The 25,609-nt window shown below is 60.1% G+C and carries 19 protein-coding genes, 1 pseudogene and 1 riboswitch; of the genes and pseudogenes, 10 read left to right on the top strand and 10 right to left on the bottom strand.

What is annotated here, in order from left to right; genetic code table 11:
* Window positions 1-143 precede the first annotated feature (143 nt).
* Window positions 144-548 (bottom strand): acyl-CoA thioesterase, encoded by a 405-nt coding sequence (locus NHU87_RS06015; RefSeq protein ID WP_038981033.1) that lies wholly within the window; start codon window positions 546-548, stop codon window positions 144-146.
* A 198-nt stretch (window positions 549-746) separates the two neighbouring features.
* A riboswitch (S-adenosyl-L-homocysteine riboswitch) is annotated at window positions 747-845 on the top strand.
* Between the two features lie 23 nt (window positions 846-868).
* Here NHU87_RS06015 and ahcY point away from each other — a divergent pair.
* The 4 genes from ahcY (at window position 869) to NHU87_RS05995 (ending at window position 6,414) form a co-directional block, all read left to right on the top strand.
* A complete protein-coding gene (gene ahcY, locus NHU87_RS06010) occupies window positions 869-2,278 on the top strand; it encodes an adenosylhomocysteinase (RefSeq protein WP_007898042.1) in 1,410 nt (469 codons plus the stop codon).
* 193 nt (window positions 2,279-2,471) lie between these two features.
* A complete protein-coding gene (metF, locus tag NHU87_RS06005) occupies window positions 2,472-3,317 on the top strand; it encodes a methylenetetrahydrofolate reductase [NAD(P)H] (protein ID WP_253546520.1) in 846 nt (281 codons plus the stop codon).
* A 193-nt stretch (window positions 3,318-3,510) separates the two neighbouring features.
* Window positions 3,511-4,326: a substrate-binding periplasmic protein gene (locus tag NHU87_RS06000; protein WP_253546651.1), complete on the top strand. Its 816-nt coding sequence runs from the start codon at window positions 3,511-3,513 to the stop codon at window positions 4,324-4,326.
* Between the two features lie 222 nt (window positions 4,327-4,548).
* Window positions 4,549-6,414: a DEAD/DEAH box helicase gene (locus NHU87_RS05995; protein ID WP_253546518.1), complete on the top strand. Its 1,866-nt coding sequence runs from the start codon at window positions 4,549-4,551 to the stop codon at window positions 6,412-6,414.
* 250 nt (window positions 6,415-6,664) lie between these two features.
* Here the strand turns inward: NHU87_RS05995 and NHU87_RS05990 are convergent, their stop codons facing one another.
* Both NHU87_RS05990 and NHU87_RS05985 read right to left on the bottom strand, forming a co-directional pair.
* On the bottom strand, window positions 6,665-7,258 hold the full coding sequence (locus NHU87_RS05990; RefSeq protein WP_253546516.1) for a YceI family protein: 594 nt from the start codon (window positions 7,256-7,258) through the stop codon (window positions 6,665-6,667).
* A 32-nt stretch (window positions 7,259-7,290) separates the two neighbouring features.
* Window positions 7,291-7,842 carry a cytochrome b gene (locus NHU87_RS05985; protein WP_253546514.1) on the bottom strand — a complete coding sequence of 184 codons (552 nt, stop codon included), beginning with the start codon at window positions 7,840-7,842 and terminating at the stop codon, window positions 7,291-7,293.
* Between the two features lie 285 nt (window positions 7,843-8,127).
* On the opposite strand from NHU87_RS05985, the gene NHU87_RS05980 reads away from it, so the two are divergent.
* Entirely contained in the window at window positions 8,128-9,057 is a 930-nt protein-coding gene (locus tag NHU87_RS05980) for a YncE family protein (RefSeq protein WP_253546513.1), read from the top strand.
* A 91-nt stretch (window positions 9,058-9,148) separates the two neighbouring features.
* Here the strand turns inward: NHU87_RS05980 and NHU87_RS05975 are convergent, their stop codons facing one another.
* On the bottom strand, window positions 9,149-10,999 hold the full coding sequence (locus NHU87_RS05975; RefSeq protein WP_253546511.1) for a flavin monoamine oxidase family protein: 1,851 nt from the start codon (window positions 10,997-10,999) through the stop codon (window positions 9,149-9,151).
* A gap of 222 nt (window positions 11,000-11,221) precedes the next feature.
* On the opposite strand from NHU87_RS05975, the gene NHU87_RS05970 reads away from it, so the two are divergent.
* Both NHU87_RS05970 and NHU87_RS05965 read left to right on the top strand, forming a co-directional pair.
* Window positions 11,222-12,628 (top strand): adenosylmethionine--8-amino-7-oxononanoate transaminase, encoded by a 1,407-nt coding sequence (locus tag NHU87_RS05970; RefSeq protein ID WP_253546509.1) that lies wholly within the window; start codon window positions 11,222-11,224, stop codon window positions 12,626-12,628.
* Between the two features lie 139 nt (window positions 12,629-12,767).
* Window positions 12,768-13,487 (top strand): 16S rRNA (uracil(1498)-N(3))-methyltransferase, encoded by a 720-nt coding sequence (locus NHU87_RS05965; protein WP_253546507.1) that lies wholly within the window; start codon window positions 12,768-12,770, stop codon window positions 13,485-13,487.
* 161 nt (window positions 13,488-13,648) lie between these two features.
* Here NHU87_RS05965 and NHU87_RS05960 read toward each other — a convergent pair whose 3' ends face one another.
* Genes NHU87_RS05960 through NHU87_RS05950 form a run of 3 tightly spaced genes read right to left on the bottom strand, consistent with a single transcriptional unit; the run spans window position 13,649 to window position 16,189 of the window.
* Entirely contained in the window at window positions 13,649-14,551 is a 903-nt protein-coding gene (locus tag NHU87_RS05960; protein WP_253546505.1) for a transporter substrate-binding domain-containing protein, read from the bottom strand.
* 27 nt (window positions 14,552-14,578) lie between these two features.
* Entirely contained in the window at window positions 14,579-14,929 is a 351-nt protein-coding gene (locus tag NHU87_RS05955; RefSeq protein ID WP_253546503.1) for a RidA family protein, read from the bottom strand.
* An 18-nt stretch (window positions 14,930-14,947) separates the two neighbouring features.
* Complete coding sequence (locus tag NHU87_RS05950; protein ID WP_253546501.1) at window positions 14,948-16,189, bottom strand: D-amino acid dehydrogenase; 1,242 nt, start codon at window positions 16,187-16,189, stop codon at window positions 14,948-14,950.
* Between the two features lie 107 nt (window positions 16,190-16,296).
* Here NHU87_RS05950 and NHU87_RS05945 point away from each other — a divergent pair, with 107 nt between their 5' ends.
* Window positions 16,297-17,217: a LysR family transcriptional regulator gene (locus NHU87_RS05945; RefSeq protein WP_253546499.1), complete on the top strand. Its 921-nt coding sequence runs from the start codon at window positions 16,297-16,299 to the stop codon at window positions 17,215-17,217.
* A 105-nt stretch (window positions 17,218-17,322) separates the two neighbouring features.
* On the opposite strand, the gene trhA is transcribed toward NHU87_RS05945, so the two are convergent.
* Window positions 17,323-17,940, bottom strand: a complete 618-nt coding sequence (trhA, locus tag NHU87_RS05940) for a PAQR family membrane homeostasis protein TrhA (protein WP_253546497.1) — start codon at window positions 17,938-17,940, stop codon at window positions 17,323-17,325.
* Window positions 17,941-18,125: 185 nt separating this feature from the next.
* Between trhA and NHU87_RS05935 the strand changes: the two are divergent.
* Together NHU87_RS05935 and NHU87_RS05930 are read left to right on the top strand one after the other, a co-directional pair.
* Window positions 18,126-18,224 (top strand): annotated as a pseudogene (locus tag NHU87_RS05935) (LysR family transcriptional regulator); the annotation flags it as partial.
* A 512-nt stretch (window positions 18,225-18,736) separates the two neighbouring features.
* On the top strand, window positions 18,737-19,114 hold the full coding sequence (locus tag NHU87_RS05930) for a DUF6124 family protein (RefSeq protein ID WP_253546495.1): 378 nt from the start codon (window positions 18,737-18,739) through the stop codon (window positions 19,112-19,114).
* Between the two features lie 115 nt (window positions 19,115-19,229).
* On the opposite strand, the gene NHU87_RS05925 is transcribed toward NHU87_RS05930, so the two are convergent.
* The gene (locus NHU87_RS05925; RefSeq protein WP_253546493.1) at window positions 19,230-19,685 is read right to left on the bottom strand and encodes a chemotaxis protein CheW; all 456 of its coding nucleotides are present in this window, start codon (window positions 19,683-19,685) and stop codon (window positions 19,230-19,232) included.
* Window positions 19,678-25,581, bottom strand: coding sequence for an Hpt domain-containing protein (locus NHU87_RS05920; protein WP_253546490.1), 5,904 nt, complete (start codon window positions 25,579-25,581; stop codon window positions 19,678-19,680). Before NHU87_RS05920 ends, NHU87_RS05925 begins: the two co-directional genes overlap by 8 nt.
* Window positions 25,582-25,609: the final 28 nt, after the last annotated feature.

Below are 25,609 nucleotides of genomic sequence, written 5' to 3'. Positions count from 1 at the left end.
TCAGGTCCGTTCTGTAGGAGCTGCCGAAGGCTGCGATCTTTTGATTTTGATTTCAGCGGTCTGGGTCGACGCCAGGATCAAGATCAAAAGATCGCAGCCTTCGGCAGCTCCTACGGGATCGGTGAAATACTGATGGGTTCGCATTACTCGCCGATGTCATCATCCTTGAACTGGTCTTTGACGTACCTGATTTCGGTCCGGCCGTGCGGCGCGGGCAGGCCGTCTTCGCCCAGGTTCACGAAGACCATCTTCTCTACCGTCAGGATGCTCTTGCGGGTGATCTTGTTGCGCACTTCGCAGGTCAGCGTGATCGAGGTGCGACCGAACTCGGTGGCGGTGATGCCCAGTTCGATGATGTCGCCCTGACGCGAGGCGCTGACAAAATTGATCTCGGAAATGTATTTGGTGACCACGCGCTGATTACCCAGCTGGACGATGGCGTAGATCGCCGCTTCCTCGTCTATCCAGCGCAACAGACTGCCGCCGAACAGCGTGCCGTTGGGGTTGAGGTCTTCGGGTTTTACCCATTTGCGGGTGTGGAAATTCATACTCACTCCTGACCGTCTTGCCGATTGATGCCGGCCATCATGGCAGAGCCCGGACTAGAGCTCTATTACGCATCGACTATGGTCTCGATTACCGTTCGGACATTGACCAACAGAAAGGCTTTGGAAGATCAGCATAGCCCGCTATAATCGCCCCCGTTTCAAAACGGTAATGTTCACTTGCTACCGTTTTCCCGCCACCTGTCCGAGGGGCGCTGCAGCAGGTTCGACCTGTCAGGCTCGGATGGGGCGTTGACTGGCCATGGCCAGACACTAAACGCACAACGGCGCCCATTCGCATACATTACGAATGGAGGCTCATCATGAGCGCTGTTATCACGCCTGTAGATTTTAACGATTACAAAGTCGCCGACATGTCCCTGGCTGCCTGGGGCCGTCGCGAAACCATCATCGCCGAATCCGAAATGCCAGCCCTGATGGGGCTGCGCCGCAAATATTCCGCCGAGCAGCCGCTCAAAGGCGCGAAGATTCTCGGCTGCATCCACATGACTATTCAGACTGCCGTGCTGATCGAAACCCTGGTTGCCCTGGGTGCCGAAGTACGTTGGTCGTCCTGCAACATTTTCTCGACTCAAGACCAGGCCGCTGCCGCTATCGCTGCTGCCGGTATCCCGGTTTTCGCCTGGAAAGGCGAGACTGAAGAAGAGTACGAGTGGTGCCTGGAGCAAACCATCCTGAAAGATGGCGCGCCTTGGGACGCCAACATGATCCTCGACGACGGCGGCGACCTGACCGAGTTGCTGCACAAGAAATACCCGGCGATCCTGGACCGCGTCCACGGCGTCACCGAAGAAACCACCACCGGCGTTCACCGCCTGCTGGACATGCTGGCCAAGGGCGAACTGAAAATCCCGGCCATCAACGTCAACGACTCGGTGACCAAGAGCAAGAACGACAACAAGTACGGTTGCCGTCACAGCCTGAACGATGCGATCAAGCGCGGCACCGATCACCTGTTGTCCGGCAAGCAAGCGCTGGTCATCGGTTACGGTGACGTGGGCAAGGGCTCGGCCCAGTCCCTGCGTCAGGAAGGCATGATCGTTAAAGTGTCCGAAGTCGACCCGATCTGCGCCATGCAAGCTTGCATGGACGGTTTCGAACTGGTTTCGCCGTTCATCGACGGTATCAACAACGGTACCGAAGCGAGCATCGACAAAGCGCTGCTGGGCAAGATCGACCTAATCGTGACCACCACCGGTAACGTCAATGTTTGCGATGCAAACATGCTCAAAGCCCTGAAGAAGCGCGCTGTGGTCTGCAACATCGGTCACTTCGACAACGAAATCGACACCGCTTTCATGCGCAAGAACTGGGCATGGGAAGAAGTGAAGCCGCAGGTTCACAAGGTTCACCGCACCGGCCCGGGCGCATTCGACGCTCAGAACGACGACTACCTGATCCTGCTGGCCGAAGGCCGTCTGGTTAACCTGGGCAACGCCACTGGCCACCCAAGCCGCATCATGGACGGCTCGTTCGCCAACCAGGTTCTGGCACAGATCTTCCTGTTCGGCCAGAAGTACGCCGACCTGTCGCCAGCGCAGAAAGCCGAGCGCCTGACCGTTGAAGTACTGCCAAAGAAACTCGACGAAGAAGTGGCCCTGGAAATGGTCCGCGGTTTCGGTGGCGTAGTCACTCAACTGACCAAGCAACAGGCTGACTATATCGGCGTCACCGTCGAAGGCCCGTTCAAGCCGCACGCCTACCGCTACTGATTGGTCCTGCTGTCCGCTCCCCATCGGAGCGGACTCATGCAGGCATCATCCGCTCTCTGTAGGAGCGAAGCTTGCTCGCGAACGCTTCACCATGGCGTTTCTGAAACACCGCGGCGCCTGATTCGCGAGCAAGCTTCGCTCCTACAGAGAACGTAGCGTCCTGCAAGGCTTATGTGCTTCCAAGGATATGACCATGTCCCAAGAACGTCGCTACAGCTTCGAGTTCTTCCCTACGAAGACCGATGCTGGGCATGAAAAACTGATCGCCACTGCCCGTCATCTGGCGACCTACAGTCCTGACTTCTTCTCCTGCACCTACGGCGCTGGCGGTTCGACCCGTGATCGCACCCTCAACACCGTGTTGCAACTTGAAAGCGAAGTCAAAGTCCCTGCCGCACCGCATTTGTCTTGCGTGGGCGACAGCAAGGACGACCTGCGTGGCCTGCTGACCCAATACAAGGCGGCCGGCATCACCCGAATCGTTGCCCTGCGCGGTGACCTGCCTTCCGGCATGGGCATGGCCAGCGGCGAGATGCGTCACGCCAATGATCTGGTTGAATTCATTCGTGAAGAAACCGGCGATCATTTCCACATCGAAGTCGCCGCTTACCCGGAAATGCATCCGCAAGCGCGCAACTTTGAAGACGATCTCAACAACTTCGTGCGCAAGGCTAACGCCGGTGCCAACAGTGCGATCACCCAGTATTTCTTCAACGCCGACAGCTACTTCTACTTCGTCGAGCGTGTACGGGCGAAGGGCGTGAACATCCCGATCGTGCCGGGGATCATGCCGATCACCAACTACAGCAAACTGGCGCGTTTTTCCGACGCTTGCGGTGCGGAAATCCCGCGCTGGATTCGCAAGCAACTGGAAGCCTACGGCGACGACACCCAGAGCATTCAAGGCTTTGGTGAGCATGTCATCACCGAGATGTGCGAACGCCTGTTGCAGGGCGGCGCTCCGGGGCTGCATTTCTACACACTGAACCAGGCTGAGCCGAGTCTGGCGGTGTGGAATAACCTGAAGTTGCCGCGTTAATCGTCGTTAAAGCAAGATCAAAAGATCGCAGCCTTCGGCAGCTCCTACAGAGGTATGTATGCCCATGTAGGAGCCGCCGAAGGCTGCGATCTTTTGCTTTTGGGCGCCCTGTTATTGTGCAGCAATGTCTTGAACCAGAGCTTCTGGATCCGGTTTCTGGCTCTTTATGATTTCTCGTCGTAATCTCATCCCCATGCCCCTGATCGCTCAGTTACTGACCGTGCTTCTGTTCACTTGCCTGAGCTTCACCGCTCGGGGCGAGAAGTTGCGTATTGTTACCGAGCCCTGGGCACCTTACGTGTATGAGGAAAACGGCAAATCGCTGGGTCTGGACTACGAAACCACGGCCATCGTCTTCAAACGCCTCGGGATCGACGTGGAATGGCAGTTCCTGCCATGGAAACGCTGCCTGTCGATGCTTGAGCAAGGCCAGGCGGATGGCGCATTGGATATTTTCCACAGCGCTGAACGCGACGCGACACTGCTCTACCCCAGCGAACCGCTCTCGCAAGTCGAATTCGTAATGTTCTACGCCAACGAGCGACCGTATCCGTTTCGCACGCTGAACGATCTGAAAGGCCTGACCATTGGCACCTCGCCGGGTTACCTGTACAGCAAGGACTTCAGCGAATCGACGCTGTTCACCCAAGAGCCGGCACCCACCCATGAAGCCAACTTCGGCAAATTGGTGCGCGGTCGCATCGACCTGCTGATCACTGATCGCCGGGTTGGCCAGCATTTGCTCGATCAACTGAATATCCGCGACAAGATCACCGAGAACCCGATCATCATCAGCCAGCAAAGCCAGTTTCTGGCGGTACGCCGCAATGCCGGGATGGATTTGTTGGTGCAGCGTTTCGGTGCCGAGCTCAAACGTTTCAAGCGCGAGCCGGCCTACGCTGAACTGAGCGCCCGCTATGGCGCTGGGCCGGCCATCGAAGCACGGGCCGCGAGCGCCACCACAACCGGCGGAAAAACCGTTGAGCAGCAGGAAAGCGGCGCGCAGTGATTGCTCTGTTATACTCCGGCCTTCCCGCCAGGCTCACGCCCGGACGCTCGGACTTGTTCAAGGCATCTCGATCCCGCTACAGCGCAGCTTTTCAGCCCGCGCGAGCGCTCCAGACGAGCCTTCGAGGCCCAGCAGGACCGGACGGGATTGCGTCCTCTTAAACGCGATTCGCGCCAGGCAAGACTCCCATTGGGCCAAGCCCTAACTAAAACAGGATTACTCATGTCCTTTGCTTCCCTCGGTCTCTCCGAGGCTTTAGTCCGCGCCATCGAGGCAGCGGGCTATACCGAGCCTACTCCGGTGCAACAGCGGGCTATTCCCGCCGTGTTGCAAGGTCGCGACCTGATGGTTGCGGCACAGACAGGTACTGGTAAAACCGGTGGTTTCGCCCTCCCGATTCTGGAGCGGTTGTTCCCTAACGGTCACCCGGACAAATCCCAGCGTCACGGCCCCCGCCAACCGCGCGTGCTGGTCCTGACCCCAACCCGCGAACTCGCGGCCCAGGTGCACGAGAGCTTCAAGGTCTATGCCCGTGACCTGAAGTTCGTCAGCGCCTGCATCTTCGGCGGCGTCGGCATGAACCCACAGGTTCAGGCCATGTCCCGTGGCGTCGACGTGCTGGTGGCCTGCCCCGGTCGCCTGCTCGACCTCGCCGGCCAAGGCAGCGTCGATCTGTCCCACGTGGAAATCCTCGTGCTGGACGAAGCCGACCGCATGCTCGACATGGGCTTTGTCCATGACGTGAAAAAGGTCCTCGCCCGCCTGCCGAGCAAGCGCCAGAACCTGCTGTTCTCGGCGACGTTCTCCAAAGACATCACCGACCTCGCCGGCAAGCTGCTGCACAACCCGGAACGCATCGAAGTCACGCCACCGAACACCACGGTCGAGCGGATCGAACAGCGCGTATTCCGCCTGGCCGCCAGCCACAAGCGTTCGTTGCTCGCGCACCTGATCACCGCGGGCGCCTGGGAACAGGTGCTGGTGTTCACCCGCACCAAGCACGGCGCCAACCGTCTGGCCGAGTACCTGGACAAGCACGGCCTCACCGCCGTCGCCATCCACGGTAACAAGAGCCAGAACGCCCGCACCAAAGCCCTGGCCGACTTCAAGGCCGGTGAAGTGCGCATCCTGGTCGCCACCGACATCGCCGCTCGCGGTCTGGACATCGACCAGTTGCCCCACGTGGTCAACTTCGAACTGCCGAACGTCGACGAAGATTACGTGCACCGAATCGGTCGTACCGGCCGTGCCGGTCGTTCGGGCGAGGCGATCTCGCTGGTTGCTCCGGACGAAGAGAAGCTGCTGAAAAGCATCGAGCGCATGACCAAGCAGAAGATTGCCGACGGTAATCTGATGGGCTTCGACTCCAGCGCCGTGGAAGCCGAGAAACCTGAAGTTCGCGAGCGTCCGGATGTGCGTAACCCGCGCAACCCACGTGGCCCGCGCGGCGATGGCCCGAACGGCAGCGGTGGTGGTGGCGGTCGTAAAGACAAAGGCAAGGACAAGGGCGGCAAGGAAAAACCTGCTGCCACTGGCCGTGGCGATCGTCCGGCCCGTGAACACAAACCTCGCGAAGGCACCCCGGCCCGTGAGCAACAGCGCCCGGCACCTCGCGCCGCCGCTGACCGTGCTCCGGACGAGTTCCTGGACGACGATGTCGATAACTTCGGTAACCGCGTCGACTACGTGCCACAAGCAAAACCTGCTCAGGGCCGTGGTCGCCGTCCGGGCGCTCCGGCACCAGGCGCAGGTGCAAGTGCGCCGCGCACCGGTCAGCCACAAGGTCGCCAGAACGGTCCGCGCAGCAGCACCGGCGCAACCACCGGCACCCCACCGGCCAAGCGCAGCGGCCCACGCAACGGTGCTCCACGTGACGGTCAGGCCCGTCGCGAAGAGTCCCGCAATCGCCGCCCGGCCCGTGACGAGCAGCCTCGTTCGGAACCGGCCGTGCAAAACCCGCGCGGCCCGGCACCGAAGATCATCCACAAGGAGTCGAAAAGCGATCGCTTCCCGACACCTGAGCAACTGGATCAACTGCCAGGCCGTCCACGCGGCGAAAAACCAGCGTTGCTGACACGCAATCGCTGAGTTTCTCAAAGCCATGAAAAATGCCCCGGATCGAAAGACCGGGGCATTTTTTATGCTGGCGAAGAACCCTGTGGGAGCGGGCTTGCCCGCGATGGCGTCCGTCCAGCAAACATTGATATTGACTGACCCACCGCCATCGCGGGCAAGCCCGCTCCCACAGTGGCTCGGACCGTCCGTAGGGATTCTGACAGACCCATAAAAAACGCCCCGGATCGCGAGATCAGGGGCGTTTTTGTTCAAGCAGCGAATTTCACTTCGCTTTCACACCTTCAAACGTAACGTACAGCTCAACCGCGTCGGACGCTGGGCCCAGGTCTTTCTGCTTGCCGAAATCCGAACGCTTGATGCTGGTGGTGCCTTCGAAGCCGGCACGGTAGCCGCCCCATGGATCCTTGCCTTCACCCAGGAAAGTGGCCTTGACCACGATTGGCTTGGTCACACCCAGAAGGGTCAGGTTACCGGTTACGTCGGCAGTGTCTTTGCCAGCGGCGTTTTTGCCGGTGGATTTGACGCTGGTGGAAACGAACTTGGCGTCGGCGAATTTGCCCACGTTCAGGAAGTCACCGCTGGCGATGTGCTTGTCGCGTTCGGCGTGGTTGGTGAACACACTGGCGGTGCGCACATTGAACTCGATCTTGCTGTCTTCAGGCTTGGCGGCGTCGAAGCTGAACTTGCCGTCGATGTCCTTGAAGGTACCGGTGATGTAGCTATAACCCAGGTGGCTGATCTTGAAGTCCACGAAGGCGTGCTGGCCTTCTTTGTCGACAACGTAATCGGCCGCCATCACGTTAGCCGACAGCAGAGCAGAACCGATTGCCAGAGCGGCGAGCGTCTTTTTCAACATGCTTTCTATTCCTTTGGAGTCGAGGTTGAACATCAGGCTTTGCGTCCCAGCATTCGCGTCAGGGTCGCATCACGATCGATAAAGTGGTGTTTCAATGCTGCCAACGCATGGAGGCCGGAAAAAATTACCAGCGCCCAAGCCAGGTACAAATGGATCACACCAGCGGTGTCTGCCTGGTCCGGTAGTCCGGAAACCAGTGCAGGAACTTCGAACAGGCCAAACACCGGGATCCCGACACCGTCTGCAGTGGAAATCAGGTAACCGGCAATCATCACAGCGAACAGCCCGAGATAGAGGAAGGCATGGCCGAAAACGGCGCCAAGGCGCGTCATGCGGCTATAACTTTGCAGGAGTGGCGGTGGTGGGCTGATGAAGCGCCACAACACCCGCAGCAACATGACTGCGAACAATACCAGGCCAATGCTCTTGTGCAGGTCCGGCGCATCTTTGCGCCAGGCGCTGTAGTAGTCGAGACCAACCATCCACAACCCCAATGCGAACAGGCCAAAGACCGCGAGCGCTACACCCCAGTGCACGAAGATGCTGACCCAACCGTAGCGGGAAGAAGAGTTACGTAGCTGCATTGCCCAAATCCTGTAAGAACTGCGCCCAAGACTATCGAGTTATCTATCGATTTAAAGCGGAAAATTTCGCTCTGAAATATCGAGAAATACGATCAAGACCTTGGAGTCGAGATGTTAAGAGAGTGTTAACCGGACGAAAAAACCTACAGAAGCCGTCCCCATTCCCACGTCCAAAAAGCCTTTACCACTCGTCAGAACTGTCATATCTGACAGTAGCTATTATTGCAGGTCATTGATGAACTGGGTCTCGGGCGATTGTCCGAGCGTCTGAACAGGAGTTCTACCATGAGTCACAACTCGAGTTCATCTCCCCTGATAACACGCAATCGATCCGATTCGATAGCTGTAGGGGAAGGACCACGAGGGCTAGCCATCAACCAAGATGGATCCCGGGTTTTTGTTTGCAATTATATTTCGGGCAATGTGTCAGTGATCGACACTCGGAACAAAAAGGTAATCCGCGCCATCGCCGTCGAGCGTTATCCCCAAAACATCGTCCTTGCCCATGGAGGGAAAAGAGCCTACGTGACCAACTACGGTTCAAGTTCGGTTTCGGTTATTGATACCAAAACTTACGAGGTGGGTCACGTCAAGGTGGGAACACACCCTTGGGGTGTCGTAGTCAGCCGGGACGGCAAGCATGTTTACGTCACCATTCGACAGGATAAAGAGTGGTTGGCGATTATTGATACCCGCACTTACGCGGTGAGCAGAGTGCGAGGATTACCCTCTCCCTCGATCAGCGTGGATATCAGCCAGGACAATTCGCGTCTGTATATTTCCAGCACCAACTCCCCTGACGGCCCTTATCAGGACGCGCTCACGGTCATCAGCAGCAAGACTTTCGAAGTCATCAATATCATCAAAACCGAAAGATATCCGTCAGCGGTTAGCGTCAGTCCCGATGGCAGGAAAGTCTATATCGTGGGGCTGGACGCTCAAAAACTCACCGTGCTGGACACCCTGTCATCGACCACCAGGCATTTCGACTTTGTGACGTACGAAGGGAAAATAGTGTTCGGCGAAAAAAACGCTTATGCCGTTGATCAAACCAAAAAAGAGGTCGTGGAAATTAATACCGACACTTATGAGATGGTCCGCAGGACGCCTATTGCTGGTGCTTTCGAACCGTATGACATGGTTCTTGATCAACATAACCGGGCCTATATCAGCGACTATCAAAGCGACGAAGTACATATTCTCAATCTGGCTTAGCCTCAAGCACACAGCAACCGGCGTTGGAGCCACATACGCAAGACATAAAAAAAGCGCGGCATCACTGCCGCGCTTTTTTTGATTCCAGGACTTACTGCGTCTTGGTTTCAGCCGCCACAGGGGTCTTCGCAGCAGTACTGACCGCTGATTTCTTCAGCGGCTCGGTCTTCTTCGCCGTCGCCTTGACCGGGGCTTTTTTGGCCTCGGTTTTGGCGGCAGGCTTTTTCACCGGAGCTTTTTTGACCGGCTCAGCCTTCACCGGCACCACTGGCTTGGGCGCCTCAACCGGCGCTGGGGCCGGCGCAGGTACTGGCGCGGGGGTTGGAGCAACCGGTGCCACTGGCTCTGGCGCCTTGGCCGGGGCCTTGTCGTCACCGCCACCGAACATGCGCGAGAAGAAGCCAGGTTCGGACGCTTGCGCTTTCGCATCAACCTTGGCCGGTTCTGGTTTGTCGGCCGCTTTATCGGACGAGCCACCGAACATGTTGCTGAAGAAGTTGCCTTTCTTCGCCGCCACTGCACCTGCCGCTGCTGCGGTCGCCGCCGGAACAACCTTCGCTGGCTCAAACGATTTGCCCGCCGCTAGGTCTTCTACCTGACTGGCTGCACGCTGACCGGTGCGCAATGCGCCTTCCAGAGTGCCCGGGTACAAGGTGTCGGTGTGTTCGCCGGCAAAGGCTATACGTTGCAGCGGACGCTCCCACAGGCGCCAGTATTTGCTGATCTGGCCCGGGCCGAAGGCCAGGTATGCGCCACCCATCGACGGGTCGGTGCTGTAGCGACGGATTTCATAACCGGTGAACGAACCGCGTGCCTGTGGATAAAAGGCATGCAGACGAATCAGTACCTGATCGACCATCTGCTTGTCGCCGAAGGCCTGCATCACCCGCGCGTTGTCGCCGGACAGGTTGATCACCACGTTGGCGCCACCCTTCAGAGCTGGCTCGACCCACAACATGCCCAGACCGGTGTTGCTGTAGATCTCGCCGGACATGCGCGCCTTGCTTTCCCACACCGGCGTCTTGAACTTCAGCATGATCTGGTCACGCCAGCCGTAGTTGGTGCCTTTGATGGCGCCCAAGTGCTGGGCACCCAGCGCCGGGGTCATCTGGATCTTGTTCAGGGCGCGCAACGGCACGGCCAGCACAACGTAGTCCGCCTGGTAGCCAACGCTGCCGACTTTGACGGTCACGCCGTCCTTGTCCTGAGTAATGGCCGAAACCGGGGAGCTGGTCTTGATGGTTTTCAGTTGTTTGACGAAGGCCTGGGCCAGCACCGGGCTACCGCCAGGCAGACGCGAGGCACGCAGGTCACGGTCGGCAACACCACGGTAGACGCGGCTCTGTTGTGCGAAGTACAGCAGCGACAGGCGCGAAGGTTCGTCATAGCGGGTACGAATCTGCTGATTCACCAACTGACGCGCAGTGGCTGGCAGACTCAAGCGATCGAGCCAGTTGGACACGGTGATCTGGTCCAGGGCGAACAGCGTGCTGTTGGCGGCCGGGTTCTGCGGGTCTTCGATCGAACGCGCCAGATCATCCAGGGTCTTTTCGTAGCGCTTCAGCGCTTCGGCGGTGGCCGGCTGTTTAGTCGCCAGATCAGCGGCGGTGAAATATTCACCGTCGATCAGGTAGCTAGGAGTCCGCACGAATTCAGGGGCTGGCGTGGTGCTCAGCTTGAACGTCGAGACGTACTTGTTCAGCACTGGTTGGGTCTTGTCGTTGCCGATCCACTCACTGGTGGCCATGCCGGAGCGACCGCCCAACGTCGGCTTGGCTTCCAGCAGGGTGACCTGCCAGCCTTTGTTCTGCAATTCGTACGCCGCGGTGAGGCCCGAAAGCCCGCCACCGACCACGATCACCGTTTTATCCTTGGCCAGCGCCGAAACGCTGAACAGCCCCAACATCACCAGCGCACAGGCGCGCAGCCAACCAGCAGACATTCAGCGAACTCCGGAAATACACGAGGAAATAGCGGTTTTACGAGTCAGACGACTCAAAGAACCGCGAAGAATACGTCAGCCATCAAAACGCCGCCAGCAACGTCTATCGTCCTATACAAAGTAGCTCAATTGACACAATGGGTTGTCCCGATGACGCGCATTGCATAGGCTTGCGCGATTGTTTACCCGCCTACGTCACGGGTAGCCTCGAGGAGACAGAAAATGGGCCTGAACAAACAGTGGATGGAACGCGATCTCGCGGTGTTGTGGCATCCCTGCACCCAGATGAAAGACCACGAACAGCTGCCGCTGATCCCGATCAAACGCGGTGAAGGCGTCTGGCTGGAAGACTTCGAAGGCAAACGCTACCTCGACGCGGTCAGCTCCTGGTGGGTCAATGTGTTCGGGCACGCCAACCCGCGAATCAATCAGCGCATCAAGGATCAGGTCGATCAGCTGGAACACGTGATCCTCGCCGGTTTCAGCCATCAGCCGGTGATCGAACTGTCGGAGCGTCTGGTGAAGATGACGCCCGAAGGCCTGACCCGGTGTTTCTACGCCGATAACGGTTCGTCCTGCATCGAAGTCGCGCTGAAAATGAGCTTTCACTACTGGCTCAACCGCGGCCAGCCGAACAAGAAGCGCTTCGTTACCCTCACCAACGGTTACCACGGCGAGACCATGGCGGCGATGGCGGTGGGCGACGTGCCGCTGTTCACTGAAACCTACAAAGCCCTGCTGATGGACACCATCAAGGTGCCGAGCCCCGATTGCTACCTGCGCCCCGAGGGCATGAGCTGGGAAGAACACTCGCGCAACATGTTCGCCGCCATGGAGCAGACGCTGGCTGACAACCACGACAGCGTCGCCGCCGTGATTCTGGAGCCACTGATCCAGGGCGCCGGCGGGATGCGCATGTATCACCCGGTGTATCTGAAGTTGCTGCGCGACGCCTGTGATCGTTATGGCGTGCACCTGATCCACGATGAAATCGCCGTCGGTTTCGGCCGCACCGGCACGATGTTCGCCTGCGAACAGGCCGGTATCCGCCCGGATTTCCTTTGCCTGTCCAAGGCCCTGACCGGCGGTTATCTGCCGCTGGCGGCCTGCCTGACCACCGATGAGGTCTACAGCGCCTTCTACGACGACTACCCGACCCTGCGCGCCTTCCTGCACTCCCACAGCTACACCGGTAATCCGCTGGCGTGCGCGGCGGCATTGGCGACGCTGGATATTTTCGAAGAAGACAACGTCATCGAGAACAACAAGGCCCTGGCCCAGCGCATGGCCTCCTCCACCGCTCACCTGGCCGATCACCCGAACGTTGCCGAAGTGCGCCAGACCGGCATGGTGCTGGCCATCGAGATGGTCAAGGACAAGGCCAGCAAGACCGCTTACCCGTGGCAGGAACGCCGTGGTTTGAGAGTGTTCCAGCATGCGCTGGAGCGGGGTGCTTTATTGCGGCCATTGGGCAGCGTGGTGTATTTCCTGCCGCCGTACGTGATTACCCCGGAGCAGATCGATTTCCTGGCCGAAGTGGCCAGCGAAGGCATCGACATCGCCACCCGTGACAGCATCAGCGTGGCAGTGCCGAAGGACTTTCATCCGGGTTACCGTGATCCGGGTTAGGTTTTTCTCGTTCCCATGCTCTGCGTGGGAATGCAGCCGGGGACGCTCTGCGTCCCAAAAGCGGACGCAGAGCGTCCGGTGAGGCATTCCCACGCAGAGCGTGGGAACGATCAGTTCAGACGAATTACAGAGACCCTAGATGAGACTGTCCCGCTTCTTTATCGACGCCCCCTTGAGCATCGGCGAACACGAATTGCCTGAGGCCCAGGCCCATTACATCAGCCGCGTACTGCGCATGGCCGAGGGTGATGCGGTGCAATTGTTTGACGGCTCGGGCCATGAGTTTCGCGGCACGTTGGCGGATGTCGGCAAGAAGCGCGTCGTGGTGAACATCGATGAAAGCTTCGCCGGGCAGGTCGAGTCTTCACTTGCGGTCCACCTCGGCCAGGGTTTGTCCCGGGGCGAGCGGATGGACTGGGCGATTCAGAAAGCCACCGAATTGGGCGTCAGCGAAATCACTCCGATCTTCACTGACCGCTGCGAAGTCCGCCTCAAGGACGAGCGCGCCGACAAACGCCTGATGCACTGGCGTCAGGTGGCGATCAGCGCCTGTGAGCAGTGCGGGCGCTCGTCGGTGCCGGTGATTCATCCGCCGCTGCTGTTGGCCGACTGGCTAAAGCAAACGGAAGCCGAATTGAAGCTGGTGCTGCACCCGGTGGCCGAGCCGCTGGTAAGCCATGCAAAACCGGCGACGCTGGCGTTTCTGATCGGCCCGGAAGGCGGGTTGTCCGACGCTGAAGTCGAGCAGGCCAAGGCTGGCGGCTTTCACGCCGCCCGCCTCGGCCCACGCGTGCTGCGCACCGAAACCGCGCCGGTGGTGGCGTTGGCGGTTGCCCAACAATTGTGGGGCGACTTCTAGGGTGATCGTTCCCACGCGCAGCAAAGGAATGCCCCCGTTGATCGTTCCCACGCTCTGCGTGGGAATGCAGCCCGGGACGCTCTGCGTCCCTTTCGGGAACTGGAACGCAGAGCGTCCCTAGAGGCATTCCCACGCAGAGCGTGGGAACGATCAGTCAGGAGCTACTGCACCGGATCACTCACCGGTTTGGCGATAATCGCTTTCAACTCGCTGGTCATCGGAAACTCAAGATTCAAACCTTTAGGCGGAATCGGCTGCTGGAACCAGCGGTTGTAGATGCCGTTGATTTCCCCTGAGCTGTACAAATCGGCGAGCGTCGAATTCACCAATTCGAGAAATTGCGGATCGCCCTTGCGCACCATGCAGCTATAGATTTCCCGCGATTGCTCCTCGCCCACCACGACCCACTTATGCGGATCGCGCGCCTTGGCCCGCTCACCGTAAAGCAACGCATCGTCCATGTAGAACGCCGCCGCCCGACCTGACTGCAGCATCTGGAATGCTTCGCCGTGGTCCTTGGCGCTGATCACGAACATATCGATCTTGTGATCGACGTTGTAACTCTTCAGAAACCGCTCATTGGTGGTGCCGGCGGTAGTCACAACGTTCTTGCTGCGCAGGTCGGCGAAGCGCTTGATGCCGCTGTCCTTCGCCGTGAGCAATTGCCCCTTCACATAGATGAACCCATAGGAAAACGCCACTTGCTGCATACGCTCGGCGGTCACGCCGGTGGAGCCGCACTCAAGGTCGACCGTGCCGTTCTGCACCAGCGGAATGCGTGTTTGCGAGGTCACCAGGTTGTACTTCACCTGCAGATCCGGCAGCTCGAGTTTTTGCTTGATACGCTCGACAATCTTGCTCGCCAGATCCACCGAATAGCCCATCGGCTGCCCCGTGTGATCACCCACGTAAGAGAACGGCACCGACGCGTCGCGATAGCCCAGCGTGATGCTCTTGGCATTGGCGACCTTGTTCAGCGTGCCGGTCAGCGGCGCTTCATTGGCCTGGACCTGACTGCCGAGCAGCAGGCCAAGGGTGCAGCCGATCAACGTGATTTTTTGCATTGTTATTCTCCGTTGTGGGTAGGGTGATTAGCGGCGGGCGGCGATCACAGTGATTTCCACCAGAACCTCTGGACGGGCCAGTTGCGCCTGCAATGTGGTGCGGGTCGGCGCCTTGTCCGGCGACAGCCATTGTGACCAGACTTCGTTCATGGCGGCGAAATCGCGGCCAATGTCGCTCAGGTAGATGGTCGCGTTGAGCAAGTGATCCTTGTCGCTGCCGGCCTCGGCCAGCAACCCATCGATTTTCGCCAGCACCTCTGCGGTTTGGCCGGCAGCGTCGCGGCTGTCACCCGGCACCTGGCCCGATAGAAACACCAGTTCGCCATAGGTCACGGCGCCAGAGAGTCGACTGTTGCTGTTGAAACGCTTGATGCTCATCGGTTCTTCCTTTTCCAGTCAGGCGACGCGGGGTGCGAGGCCCTGCATTTCGATCGAGGGTGTGCGCCGGGCAATCAACTCACTCAGCAGCCGCGCGCTACCGCAGGCCAAAGTAAATCCCAAGGCGCCATGGCCGAGGTTGAGCCAGAGGTTGCGGTACGCCGTGGCACCAATCAACGGCACGCCGCTGGGAGTCGCCGGGCGCATGCCGGCCCACGCGATGGCGGCATCGTAATCGCCGGCATTGGGTAAGGTTTCCTGTGCCTGGCGTTTAATCAACGCCAGGCGTTTGGGATCGAGCGCCGGATCGAAGCCGACAATGTCGACCATCGCCGCCACCCGCAGTTGTGCACCGATGCGGGCGTAAACGATCTTGCGGTTGTAATCGGTGATGCTCAGCTCTGGCGCGCGATGTTCGGCGCGGATCGGCAGGGTCAGGCTATAGCCCTTGAGCGGGTACAGCGGCAGGTTCATGCCCGGCAACGCCAGCGCCGGGCTGCGATGACCGGCAGCGATCACCAGTTGCTCGACCGGCAGCACCTGCGCACCCATTTCGATGGCCTGCACGGCGCCGCCCCCGTGGCGAATGCCGGTGACCGTGCGGCCCGGCAAAAACTCGCAACGCCCCGACGCCTTGAGCCGGGCCACCAGTTGCTGGCAGAACGCATGGCAGTCGGCGACTTCTTCATCGGGTGTGTAGATCGCGCCCACGAACGGCGCCTCGGCGAGTGCCGGCTCCAGCTGTGCGCACTCGGCCCGGGACAACACCTGCTGCTGTCGCGGATCAGCCAGCCCTTGGCGCGCATGCTCGAAGCTTGCGGCTTCACGAAATGTCACCAGTTTGCCGTTGCGTCGCCAGTCGAAACCGTCGAGGTGGTCTTCGTCGCGCCAGCCTTGCAGCGTGGCCTGGCTCAGCAGCGCCAGACGCAGCAGGTGCGCGCCGTTGCGCTGATTCACCGAACGCCGGCAGGCCGCCAGAAAGGACGCCATCCAGCGCCATTGCGCCGGGTCCAGACGCGGACGCAGCTTCAAGGGCGAGTCACCGCGCAACATCCAGCCCAGCGCCTGCAACGGTACGCCGGCGTCGGCCAATGGCGCGACATAGCGGTAGGACAACTGGCCGCCATTGGCGAAACTGGTTTCGCTGGCAAACGAATCCCGGGCCTCGATCAGCGTCACGTCGATGCCATCGCGAACCAGTGCGTAAGCCGTTGTCAGCCCGATGACGCCACCACCGATGATGCAAACCCGCTGAGCCATGTCTGTCCTTAAGCGTTGTTGGAACGTGCTTCAGGTTAGGACCAGGTGACAGCCGCTGAACAATGCATAAAGATGGCTGACCCATAAACAAAGGTTATGGACTCGCCATGCGACTGCGACACATCGAGATTTTTCAGGCCATTCGCCAGACCGGTTCGGTCAGTGGCGCCGCCCAGTTGCTGCACGTGTCGCAGCCGGCGGTGAGCAAAGTGCTGCAACACGCCGAACAGCAACTGGGCTTTCCGTTATTCCTGCGGGTGCGCGGTAAATTGCAGCCGACGCCTGAAGCCCTGGAACTTGAGCGCGAAGTCGACAAGGTCACAGAGAGCCTGCAAGGCGTGCGACGTCTGGCCCAGAGCCTGCGCCGCGAGCCGGGCCACAGTGTACGGATCGGCGCGATCCCGGCGCTGGCCTTGTCGCTGCTGCCGCCGGCGATCAACGAATGGACGCAACGCTACCCGGAAATCGCCTGCGAATTGTCCAGCGCCCACAGCCGTGAGCTGATGCAGAACCTGTTGATGCGCGAAGTGGATGTCGCCCTGACGTTGCAACTGCCCGATCATCCAGGCCTGAAGGCGCAGGCCCTGGCCTGTGGGATGCTCGTGGCGTTGGCGCCAAAGGGCTTTTGGCCCGACGACACTCACGGCAAACCGCTGCCGTTGATCGAACTGGCCGGCGCGCCGCTGATCGGCTTGTCCAGCGCCGACCCGCTGGCCGCCAGACTCGACAACTACCTCGAAGCGGTCGATCCGCCGCCAAAGGTACGCATCGCGGTGCAGACCTATTCGCTGGCGCGGGCGATGGTTGAATCCGGTGCCGGGTTGGCAGTGATTGATCCGTTCACCGCACTCGGCGCGTCCCCCGCCACCACGGCAATTCGCCCGCTGGCGCCGGCGCTACCGATCACCCTGTACGCGGTAACCCGCGCCGATGAACCGCCGCCACATACCTTGAGCGATTTACTGCAAGTGTTCAGCCGACGAGCGCAGGCGCAATTGGATCACCTGTGCCCCTGCGATCCCCTGTAGGAGCGAGCGGTGCGGCGACCCGACTTGCCCGCGAAGAACGATGACGCGGTGTACCTGATATACCGCGGGGCCTTGTTCGCGGGCAAGCCTCGCTCCTACAGGGATCTACAGGACATAAAACAGAATCGCCACAAAGTGCAGCAAGCTCCCGGCAATCACAAACAGATGCCAGACCCCATGCGCATGCCGCAGACGATGATCGAGGGCAAAAAAGATAATCCCCACGGTGTACAACACCCCGCCCGACGCCAGCCAGGTAAAGCCGACTGGCCCCAATGCCGCCAGTAACGGCTTGACCGCCACCAGCACGATCCAGCCCATCACCGCGTAAATCACGATCGACAGAATCCGCGCTTCCGAGCGGGGTTTGATCTCTTGCAGAATGCCGATCAGCGCCAGCCCCCAGACAATCCCGAACAGCGTCCAGCCCCACGGCCCGCGCAGGGTCACCAGGCAGAACGGCGTGTAACTGCCGGCAATCAGCAGGTAGATCGAAAAGTGATCGACCTTCTGCATGATCGCTTTCTTGCGCCCGCGCACGCTGTGGTAAACGGTCGACGCGCTGTAGAGCACCAGCAAGGTGAACGCATAAATCGCCACGCTGACGATCTTCCACGGACTGCCGTCCATACTGGCGATCACCAGCAGCCACACACCCCCGACAAACGCCGCCACCGCCCCGACCAAATGCGTCCAGGCGTTCAATCTTTCCCCGTGATACATGTGTTGCTCACCTCAAAATTCATTAACACAAAGCCCCCTGTAGGAGCTGTGTAGGAGCTGTCGAGTGAAACGAGGCTGCGATCTTTTGATCTTCAGCACCTTCAGGGGCGCCGAGAAGCAAGATCAAAAGATCGCAGCCTCGTTTCACTCGACAGCTCCTACATGAGCCCCCATGCGTACCGGCAAATCTGGGTCGCTCCGCCGAGTTGCAAACCCGCAACGTCAGCGTGCACTGCGCCATTCATTCTCTGGAAAGCGCCCTGCGTTGCCCGCTATTCAAACACGTCCCGGTGCCGGCGCGGTCGTCGGAGATAGTTTTCAACGACGGAGCATTTCGTTGCTTATGGCAGAGAGCAAATAACCAATAAGTCCCAAAATAGGACCGAACGGTCCCTTTTTGGGAATCCTTTGTGGCGAGGGGGCCGACCGCTTGGGGTTTTGTGTTTAAAAGTTTGTCCGCAGGAACGGTGAGAGGCTACGCAGTCTGGCGTCGCTGCCTACAGCAATGCCGGAACCCGCTGACTGGTGCGGTTTTGCGTTGATCTTTATCGTTTGGGGGTCGCTGCAAACTCAGCGACCGGGATTGGAACCCCCTGGTGTTAACGAGGCAAAAGCGCCTTTCATAACGTATGCTTGCGCACCTTTAATGTGTGCACTCCGTTATGGCGGCTGTGCGCGGGAGACCTTAGTGTCTGTCGGGTTTTGTCCGTTTGCCCGGGTTCCAGCCCGCGTACAGCTGCCACCCTTCGATTGGAACCCGATGGAGCAGCTGAAACTCATTAAATGGAGCTTCACTATGTTCAAAGCTACTCCCAACCCGCCAGAATCCGGGACCGATTCCCAAGCATCACTCGATGCAGAAAAAATGAAGGAAGCCGCCGACCGCGCCTTCTCCCATTACTTCCCGTCACCCCACGAAAAACCGGCCAAACGCCGTAAGTCCCAGCTCTTCACCGTCTGCCCCGATATCGACACCGAAGCCCTTCTGGCCAATGCCTCCGAAGACCTGCTGTCCATCAGCGCCATCGCGGCGGATCTGGCGGACGATGTGGAAGGCTCACGCCGCTCTGTAGCCTTGGCGCTCAGCCGTTTGGCAGATGGCGTGCAGTTGTTGGTGGAGCGAGTGCTGGATCATCATGAGTCGTTGCAGATGAAGGCCCAGGCCGGGGTTTAACAGTGAGGTCTTTGGTAAGTTAAAGGCCGCCTTCGCGGGCAAGCCTCGCTCCTACATTGAATCTGCGGCGTGCACAAAACCTTGTAGGAGCGAGGCTTGCCCGCGAAGGGGTCAGTCAGACCAACCCAGCACTCACAAGCAACTCCTCCAGCGCCAACAAATCCGGCACCTTGGCCACTTGCTCCCCCACCTGCACCGCCGCTTGCTCCAGCGAACACAACGGCACATCCACGTAGCTCAACTGACTATCGAGCTTGTAAGACCGCGGAATCCCTTGCACCAGCAGCGCAATGAACTTCAGCTCAGGCCGCCCGCCGAGAGCATTGAGGATGACGATCCGTGCTCGCTCACCGATCACCACTTTGTTGCCACACGCCGACTCAAAACTAAGCAACGGAATCTGCCGTTCCCGCCATGTCACCCGCCCCAGATACCACGGCGGTGTATCGAGATCGAAAGCCCCCGGCTGATAGTCGATGAGTTCAGCGACAGCGACGTTAGGCAAAATCAGGTTGCGATCAGCCAAGGGCAATAAAAGCCCAGTGAGATTGCTGGATCGGTGTTCATGCATGGGTTTTGCTCCACCGCGCGATGCTGTCGAGCAGCACCGATTCCTGGTACGGCTTGCCGAGGTAGTCGTTGACGCCGATGGCCATGGCGCGGTCGCGGTGTTTCTGGCCGGTACGGGAGGTGATCATGATGATTGGCAGATGCTGCAAGCGTTCGTCCGCGCGTACCTGGGTCGCCACTTCGAAACCGTCCATGCGCGGCATTTCGATGTCCAGAAGCATCAGGTCGGGCATGTGTTCTTCGAGCAGCAACATGGCGTCGACCCCGTCTTTGGCGGTCAGCACGTTCATGCCGTGGCGCTCCAGCAAACGGCTGGTGACTTTGCGCACGGTGACCGAATCGTCGACCACCAGCACCAGCAACGGCCGTTGCGAATCGGGCTCTACATCCTGTGTCACCGGTCGTTGCGGCACCCGCGTTTGCATCGCGCGAATCGGCGACAGCAAGTCGAGAATCAGCACCACCCGGCCATCGCCGAGAATCGTCGCGCCGGACAAACCCTGCACCGCAGCGAACTGCGGGCCAAGGCTTTTGACCACGATTTCCCGGGTGCCGGCCATGGCATCCACTTGCACCGCGACGTGTCGCTCGTTGCACTGCACCAGCAACACTGGCAACGGCAGGTTCTGGCCCAGCAGTTTCGGGCGGGTGCTGGTTTTCAGCAGCTCGCCGAGGTAGCACAACTCGTAACGTTGCCCGGCATATTCGTAGGTCGGCGGATCGAGCCGGTAATGCCCTTCGAGTTCGTTGGGCAACACGCGAACGATACCGTCGATGGTGTTTAGCGGGATCGCGTATTGATCCTCCCCGCACTGCACCATCAGCGCGCGGTTGACCGACACGGTGAACGGCAGGCGAATCCGGAAATGCACGCCCTGCCCCGGCACAGAGTCGATGAACATGCTGCCGCCGAGCTGTCGGACTTCTTCGTGAACCACGTCCATGCCGACGCCACGCCCAGAGATCTGGGTGATTTTTTCGGCGGTGGAGAACCCCGGTTGCAGGATAAATTGCAGGACGTCGCGGTCGCTGATATTGCTGTCCGGGTCGAGCAACCCGCGCTTGATTGCCTTACGCCGCACGGCGTCCAAAGGCACGCCGGCACCGTCGTCGCGGATGTCGAAAATGATGTCGCCGCCCTCTCGGGACAAGTCGAGGGTGATCTTGCCTTGAGCCGGTTTACCCGCCGCGATACGCACCTCGGCCGATTCCAGCCCATGGTCCACGGCGTTGCGCAGCATGTGTTCCAGCGGCGCGGCCATGCGTTCGAGGACGTTGCGGTCCATCTCGCCTTCGGCGTTGCCGACGACGAAGTCCACGTCCTTGCCCAACTCGCTGGCGACCTGCCGAACGATGCGTTTCAAACGCGGCAGCATTCGTTCGAACGGCACCATGCGCGTACGCATCAGGCCTTCCTGCAATTCGGTATTGATGCGGCCCTGCTGTTGCAGAAGGTTTTCCGCGTCATGATTACGCCGCTCGAGGGTTTCCTTGAGGTCGAGCAGGTCGGAGGCAGACTCGAACAGTGCCCGCGACAGTTGTTGCAACTGCGAGTGACGGTCCATCTCCAGCGGGTCGAACTCTTCGTAGCCCAGGCGTTCGGCATCGACTTGCTGACGACTGAGAATCCGCCCCTGGGTTTCGGTATCGAGGCGACGCAACTGGTCGCGCATGCGCTCGATGGTGGTTTCCATTTCGCTCAGGGCCACCCGCGCATCGTTGACCTGTTGTTCGATGCGGCCACGGAAGATTGAAGTTTCCCCGGCCAGATTGACCAGGTCGTCGAGCAATTCCGCCGAGACCTTGACCGTGTCAGTGCCTTCGGGTTGTGGGGCGACTGGCTCGGCTTTGGGCGCTACGGGCAGCGTCACGGGTGCCGATGTTTCGGGCACCGCCGGATGGCTGAAATTCTGGATCGCGTCGATCAGCCGATCGGCCGGCGGCAATGGCTGACCGGCGCGGGCGGCGTCGAGCATCTGCGCCAGTCGGTCATGGCTGCGTTGCAACAACGAGAATAACTCGGTGGTGGGTTGCAGCACGCCCGCCGACAAGCCCTCGTAGAGGAATTCCAGTTCATGGGCCAGGTCGCCAATCGGCGCAATTTCCACCATCCGCGCGCCACCCTTGAGGGTGTGCAGGTCGCGCAGCAAGGTTTCCACTTCCTGGCGATTCGACGGTTCGGCCTGCCAGCGCAACAGTGCCGCGCCGGAGTTTTCAATGATGTCGAAACCTTCTTCGAGGAAGATCTCCAGAAGCTCGGAATCATGGCCCGCCGAGTCATTGCTGACCGCTGGCTCGACCACCTCGGCACTGCCAGCATTGCCCTGACGAAACTCACGAATGGCCGCGATCAACTCACCCGGATCACCCAGCGGACGGTTGTGCTGTAACTGATCAAGGAACACGGCCAGTCGGTCATGGCTCTGTTGCAGCAACTGCGCCAGCGCTTCGCCGTGGCTGTAACGGCGGTCCACCAGGCCTTCGTAAAGGCTTTCCAGTTCATGGGCCAAGTCGCCGACCGGCTCGACCTCCGCCATCCGCGCACCGCCCTTGAGGGTGTGCAAATCGCGCTGCAGGGATGACAGCGGCGCGGCGTTGTCCGGGTCACTCAACCAGCGCTGCAAGGCCTGGCCGGCGCTTTCGAGGATATCCACCGCTTCCTCAAGGAAGATCGAGACGATTTCGTCGTCCACCTCAACGTGAGTCGCGCTCTGCTCCAGCTCGGCCGTGGCGCTGCCCAGCTCCCGAATGCTCAGGGTGCGGCTGCCGTCACTGCGGATCAGGCCCATGGACGAGGGATCGAGACTCTCATCGAGCAACCCGCGCAACGCCCGAACGCGCTCCGGTTGCGCCGTGACTTCCTGGCCGGCGGCCAATTCGTCGAGCATGTTGATCAGCGCTTCATGGGCACTTTGCGCCTCGTGGAAAAACCTGTCGCTGACCGCCAGGCTGCTTTCTTCCACCGCGCCATACAGGTCGAGCAATGCTTCGCAGAGCTCATCCACCGGATGCAGATCGGCCAGGTGCGCGCCTTCGCCGAGGGTGGTCAATTCGTCCAGCAGCGCACTGAGTTCCTGCCGCTCGCCGGGATGCTGCTGCCAGCGCTGCAACAGGCTTTCGGCGTCCAGCAGGATGTCCATGCCTTGGGCGAGAAAATTGTTGATCAGTTGCGGATCGCGCTTGATGCGCTGCTTCGTATCGGGCGTGCTCAACAGGCTTTGCAGACGTTCGGTCAGCATTGCGTGGGTTCGCTCGATCAGCGAGCGGGCATCGGGGATCTCGGCCAACGGGTCGCTCTTGAGCTGTCGCAGCCCAAGGCGGAACAGCCCTTCGGCTTCCAGCAGCAATTCGACTTCGTCCAGGTCAAGGGCAATCCGGTGCGCCTTGTACTCCCGGGCCAGTTGATCCAGCGACGCCGCCAGCTCGGCAATCGGCAGCACGCCAGCCATCGAGGCGCTGCCCTTGAGCGTATGCAACGCCCGCTGCAACTCGTCGCTGGCCTGAAGCGGCACGTGCTCGGCGGCTTGGTCGAGGAAGCGGTTGAGGCTGCTCAAATGGGTTTCGGCTTCGTTGCGGAAGATCTCCAGCAACAGTGGATCGAGCGCCGCGACATCCTGCGCGTCCTCATCGGACACCGGTTTATCACCCTTGGCGAGGGCATGCGCACGGGCGGCCAATTGATCGACATCGTTGCGTTGGCGTTGAGCATTGGCGGCGAACTCGGTCACCAGTTCCGGCAGCAGTTTCAGTGCATCGCCCACCAGTTGCTGCACCGCAGGCGAAGGCGCAACGCTGCGTTCCAGCACGCGATTGAGCAGGTTTTCCACCGCCCAGGCCAACTCACCCAGCACCAGCGCGCGGACCATCCGGCCACTGCCTTTGAGGGTGTGGAAGGCACGGCGCAATTCACTCAAGACCGATGTGCTGTCGGGACCGGCCGGCCAGCGCGGCAGATACTCCTCGAGGATTTCCAGCACCTCGTCAGTCTCTTCGAGGAAGACTTCCCGCAGTTCATAGTCCACCGGTTCTTCACCGGCGGGCGGCGGCAACAGGCTGCCTGGCGTCGTCAGTGCTGGCGGGTTGACGGACGATACGGGGCTGGCCAATACATCGGCCAGCGACTGAACGATTTCGGGGTCGTCCAGTTCCTGCATGTCTTGCATGACCTGGGCTTCACTGGGGCTGAGCACATCCTTGAGCATCGGCACCTGCTGTTCGCTGGGGAAGACGCCGAGTGCGGCCAGGCCTTTTTCCGCGACGTCGAGCAGGTGTTCCCCCGGTGCTTCGGGGTCGTCGCCGAGGCGTTCCAGGTAATACTCGATGCTGGTGATGACGTCGGCCAGGCTGTCCAGTTGCTGCCAACCGGGCTGGCCCGGGTTTACCAGCAGATGCTCGCGGATGAAGCCGTTGCAAGTCTCGACCAGGCTCGCCGCGCGGGCCAACGGAATCATCGCCAGCGCACCGCGCACCTGGGTCAACAACGCCGGCAAGGGTTGCAAATGCTGGCGGTCCCAGTCGGCGTCGATGTAGTCGACGATCATGTCCTTGGCCTGTTGCAGGCAAATGCGCGCTTCCTTGATCACGATCTGATGGATCTGCGTCAGATCGGTGGTCGGCAGACGGCTGTCTTCCTGGCTTTCCGGCTCCACGGTACCGACCATGCCGGCCAGGGTCGCTTCGACGTACAGCAAGGCCCCGGCGACGTCCATGAGGGTCGCGTCGTTGGGTTCACGCTGGCCCTGAGCGAGGCTCAGCACCACCGCCAATTGATCGATGATGACCTTGCGCGGCTGGCCGAAACCGAGCACCGCCAAGGTGTCGGCGATTTGCCGCAGGGGCGCCAGCAGGCTTTCGAGGTCGGAGGTGTGTTGACGGTCGCTACGCACGAACAAGTCCAGGCGCTCCTTGACCCGCACCAGCTCTTCGCACAGCGCCGACAATACCGAACGCATGGCGTCGCGGTCAGGGCCGGCCAGCCGTGCCCGTTCTTCATCGACCGTCGCGCCGTCGGGCAGCGCATCGTCAAGTGAGTAGCGATCTTTCATGGTCAGCATCTGCCCGGTGGGGTATTCGGCCTTGGCAATATAGAACAACAAACTCTTGAGCAGCTCCGGCGGTGCCTGTTGATTGATACCGGGCATGCCCTGTTCGAGCAAACGCTTGAGTTCTTTGTCGGCGTCCTTGAACAGGCTGCGCAACGCCGGGCTGTTGGCAATCGAACCATTGCGCATGCCTTCGACCAGCGCCGAAGCAACTTGCCATAACGGGCTCAGCGGCGCGTGGTCGCATAGCGCTTCGAGGCGCGCAAACACCTTGGCCAGATAAGCGAAGTGGGTTTCGTCATCCTGCTCGCGCAACAAACCGACCAGCGCCATCTGCAACATCTGCCGCGATTTGCGCAGCACATTTGGCAAATCGGACGGTTCAAGCAGTGCCAGCGCTTCCGGGCTCAGGGGTGCCAGCTCCGGCAATTGCGGACTGAACAGGCTGGTTTCCGACAACAGGCTTTCGCCGCGAGCGCTGCGCAGGTCGTTGATCAGCGGCAACACGACTAAAGGCAAATCACGACGGGCGCCTTGCACCCGGTCGAGGTAAGTCGGCAATTGCCCCAAGGCGTGCAGCAACAGATGGATCGCCTCGTCACGATGGTTGACGCGGTTCTGCTGCAAGGCGCTGGTCAGCTGCTCGATTTCTTCGGCGAGCAGGGCCGCGCCGTAAAACTCGACCATCTGCAAACTACCGTGAACCTGATGGACACAGGCCAGACACTCGCTCAACGCGTGCGTCGCCTGCGGGTCGTCGATCAGGGTTTCGATTGCCTGATGAGCCTGCTTCAGCGTTTCGGCAATCTCGCCTTTGACCCACTCAAGGGCCACATAGTCGTGCCGATCACCCATAACCACTCCAATCAAGATGCATCCGCCC

The sequence above is a fragment of the Pseudomonas mandelii genome (assembly GCF_024138395.1).
In the GTDB taxonomy this organism is placed as follows: domain Bacteria; phylum Pseudomonadota; class Gammaproteobacteria; order Pseudomonadales; family Pseudomonadaceae; genus Aquipseudomonas; species Aquipseudomonas mandelii_E.
The sequence above is the reverse complement of the archived record's forward strand: the minus strand, read 5'-3'. Positions and strand labels throughout refer to the sequence as shown.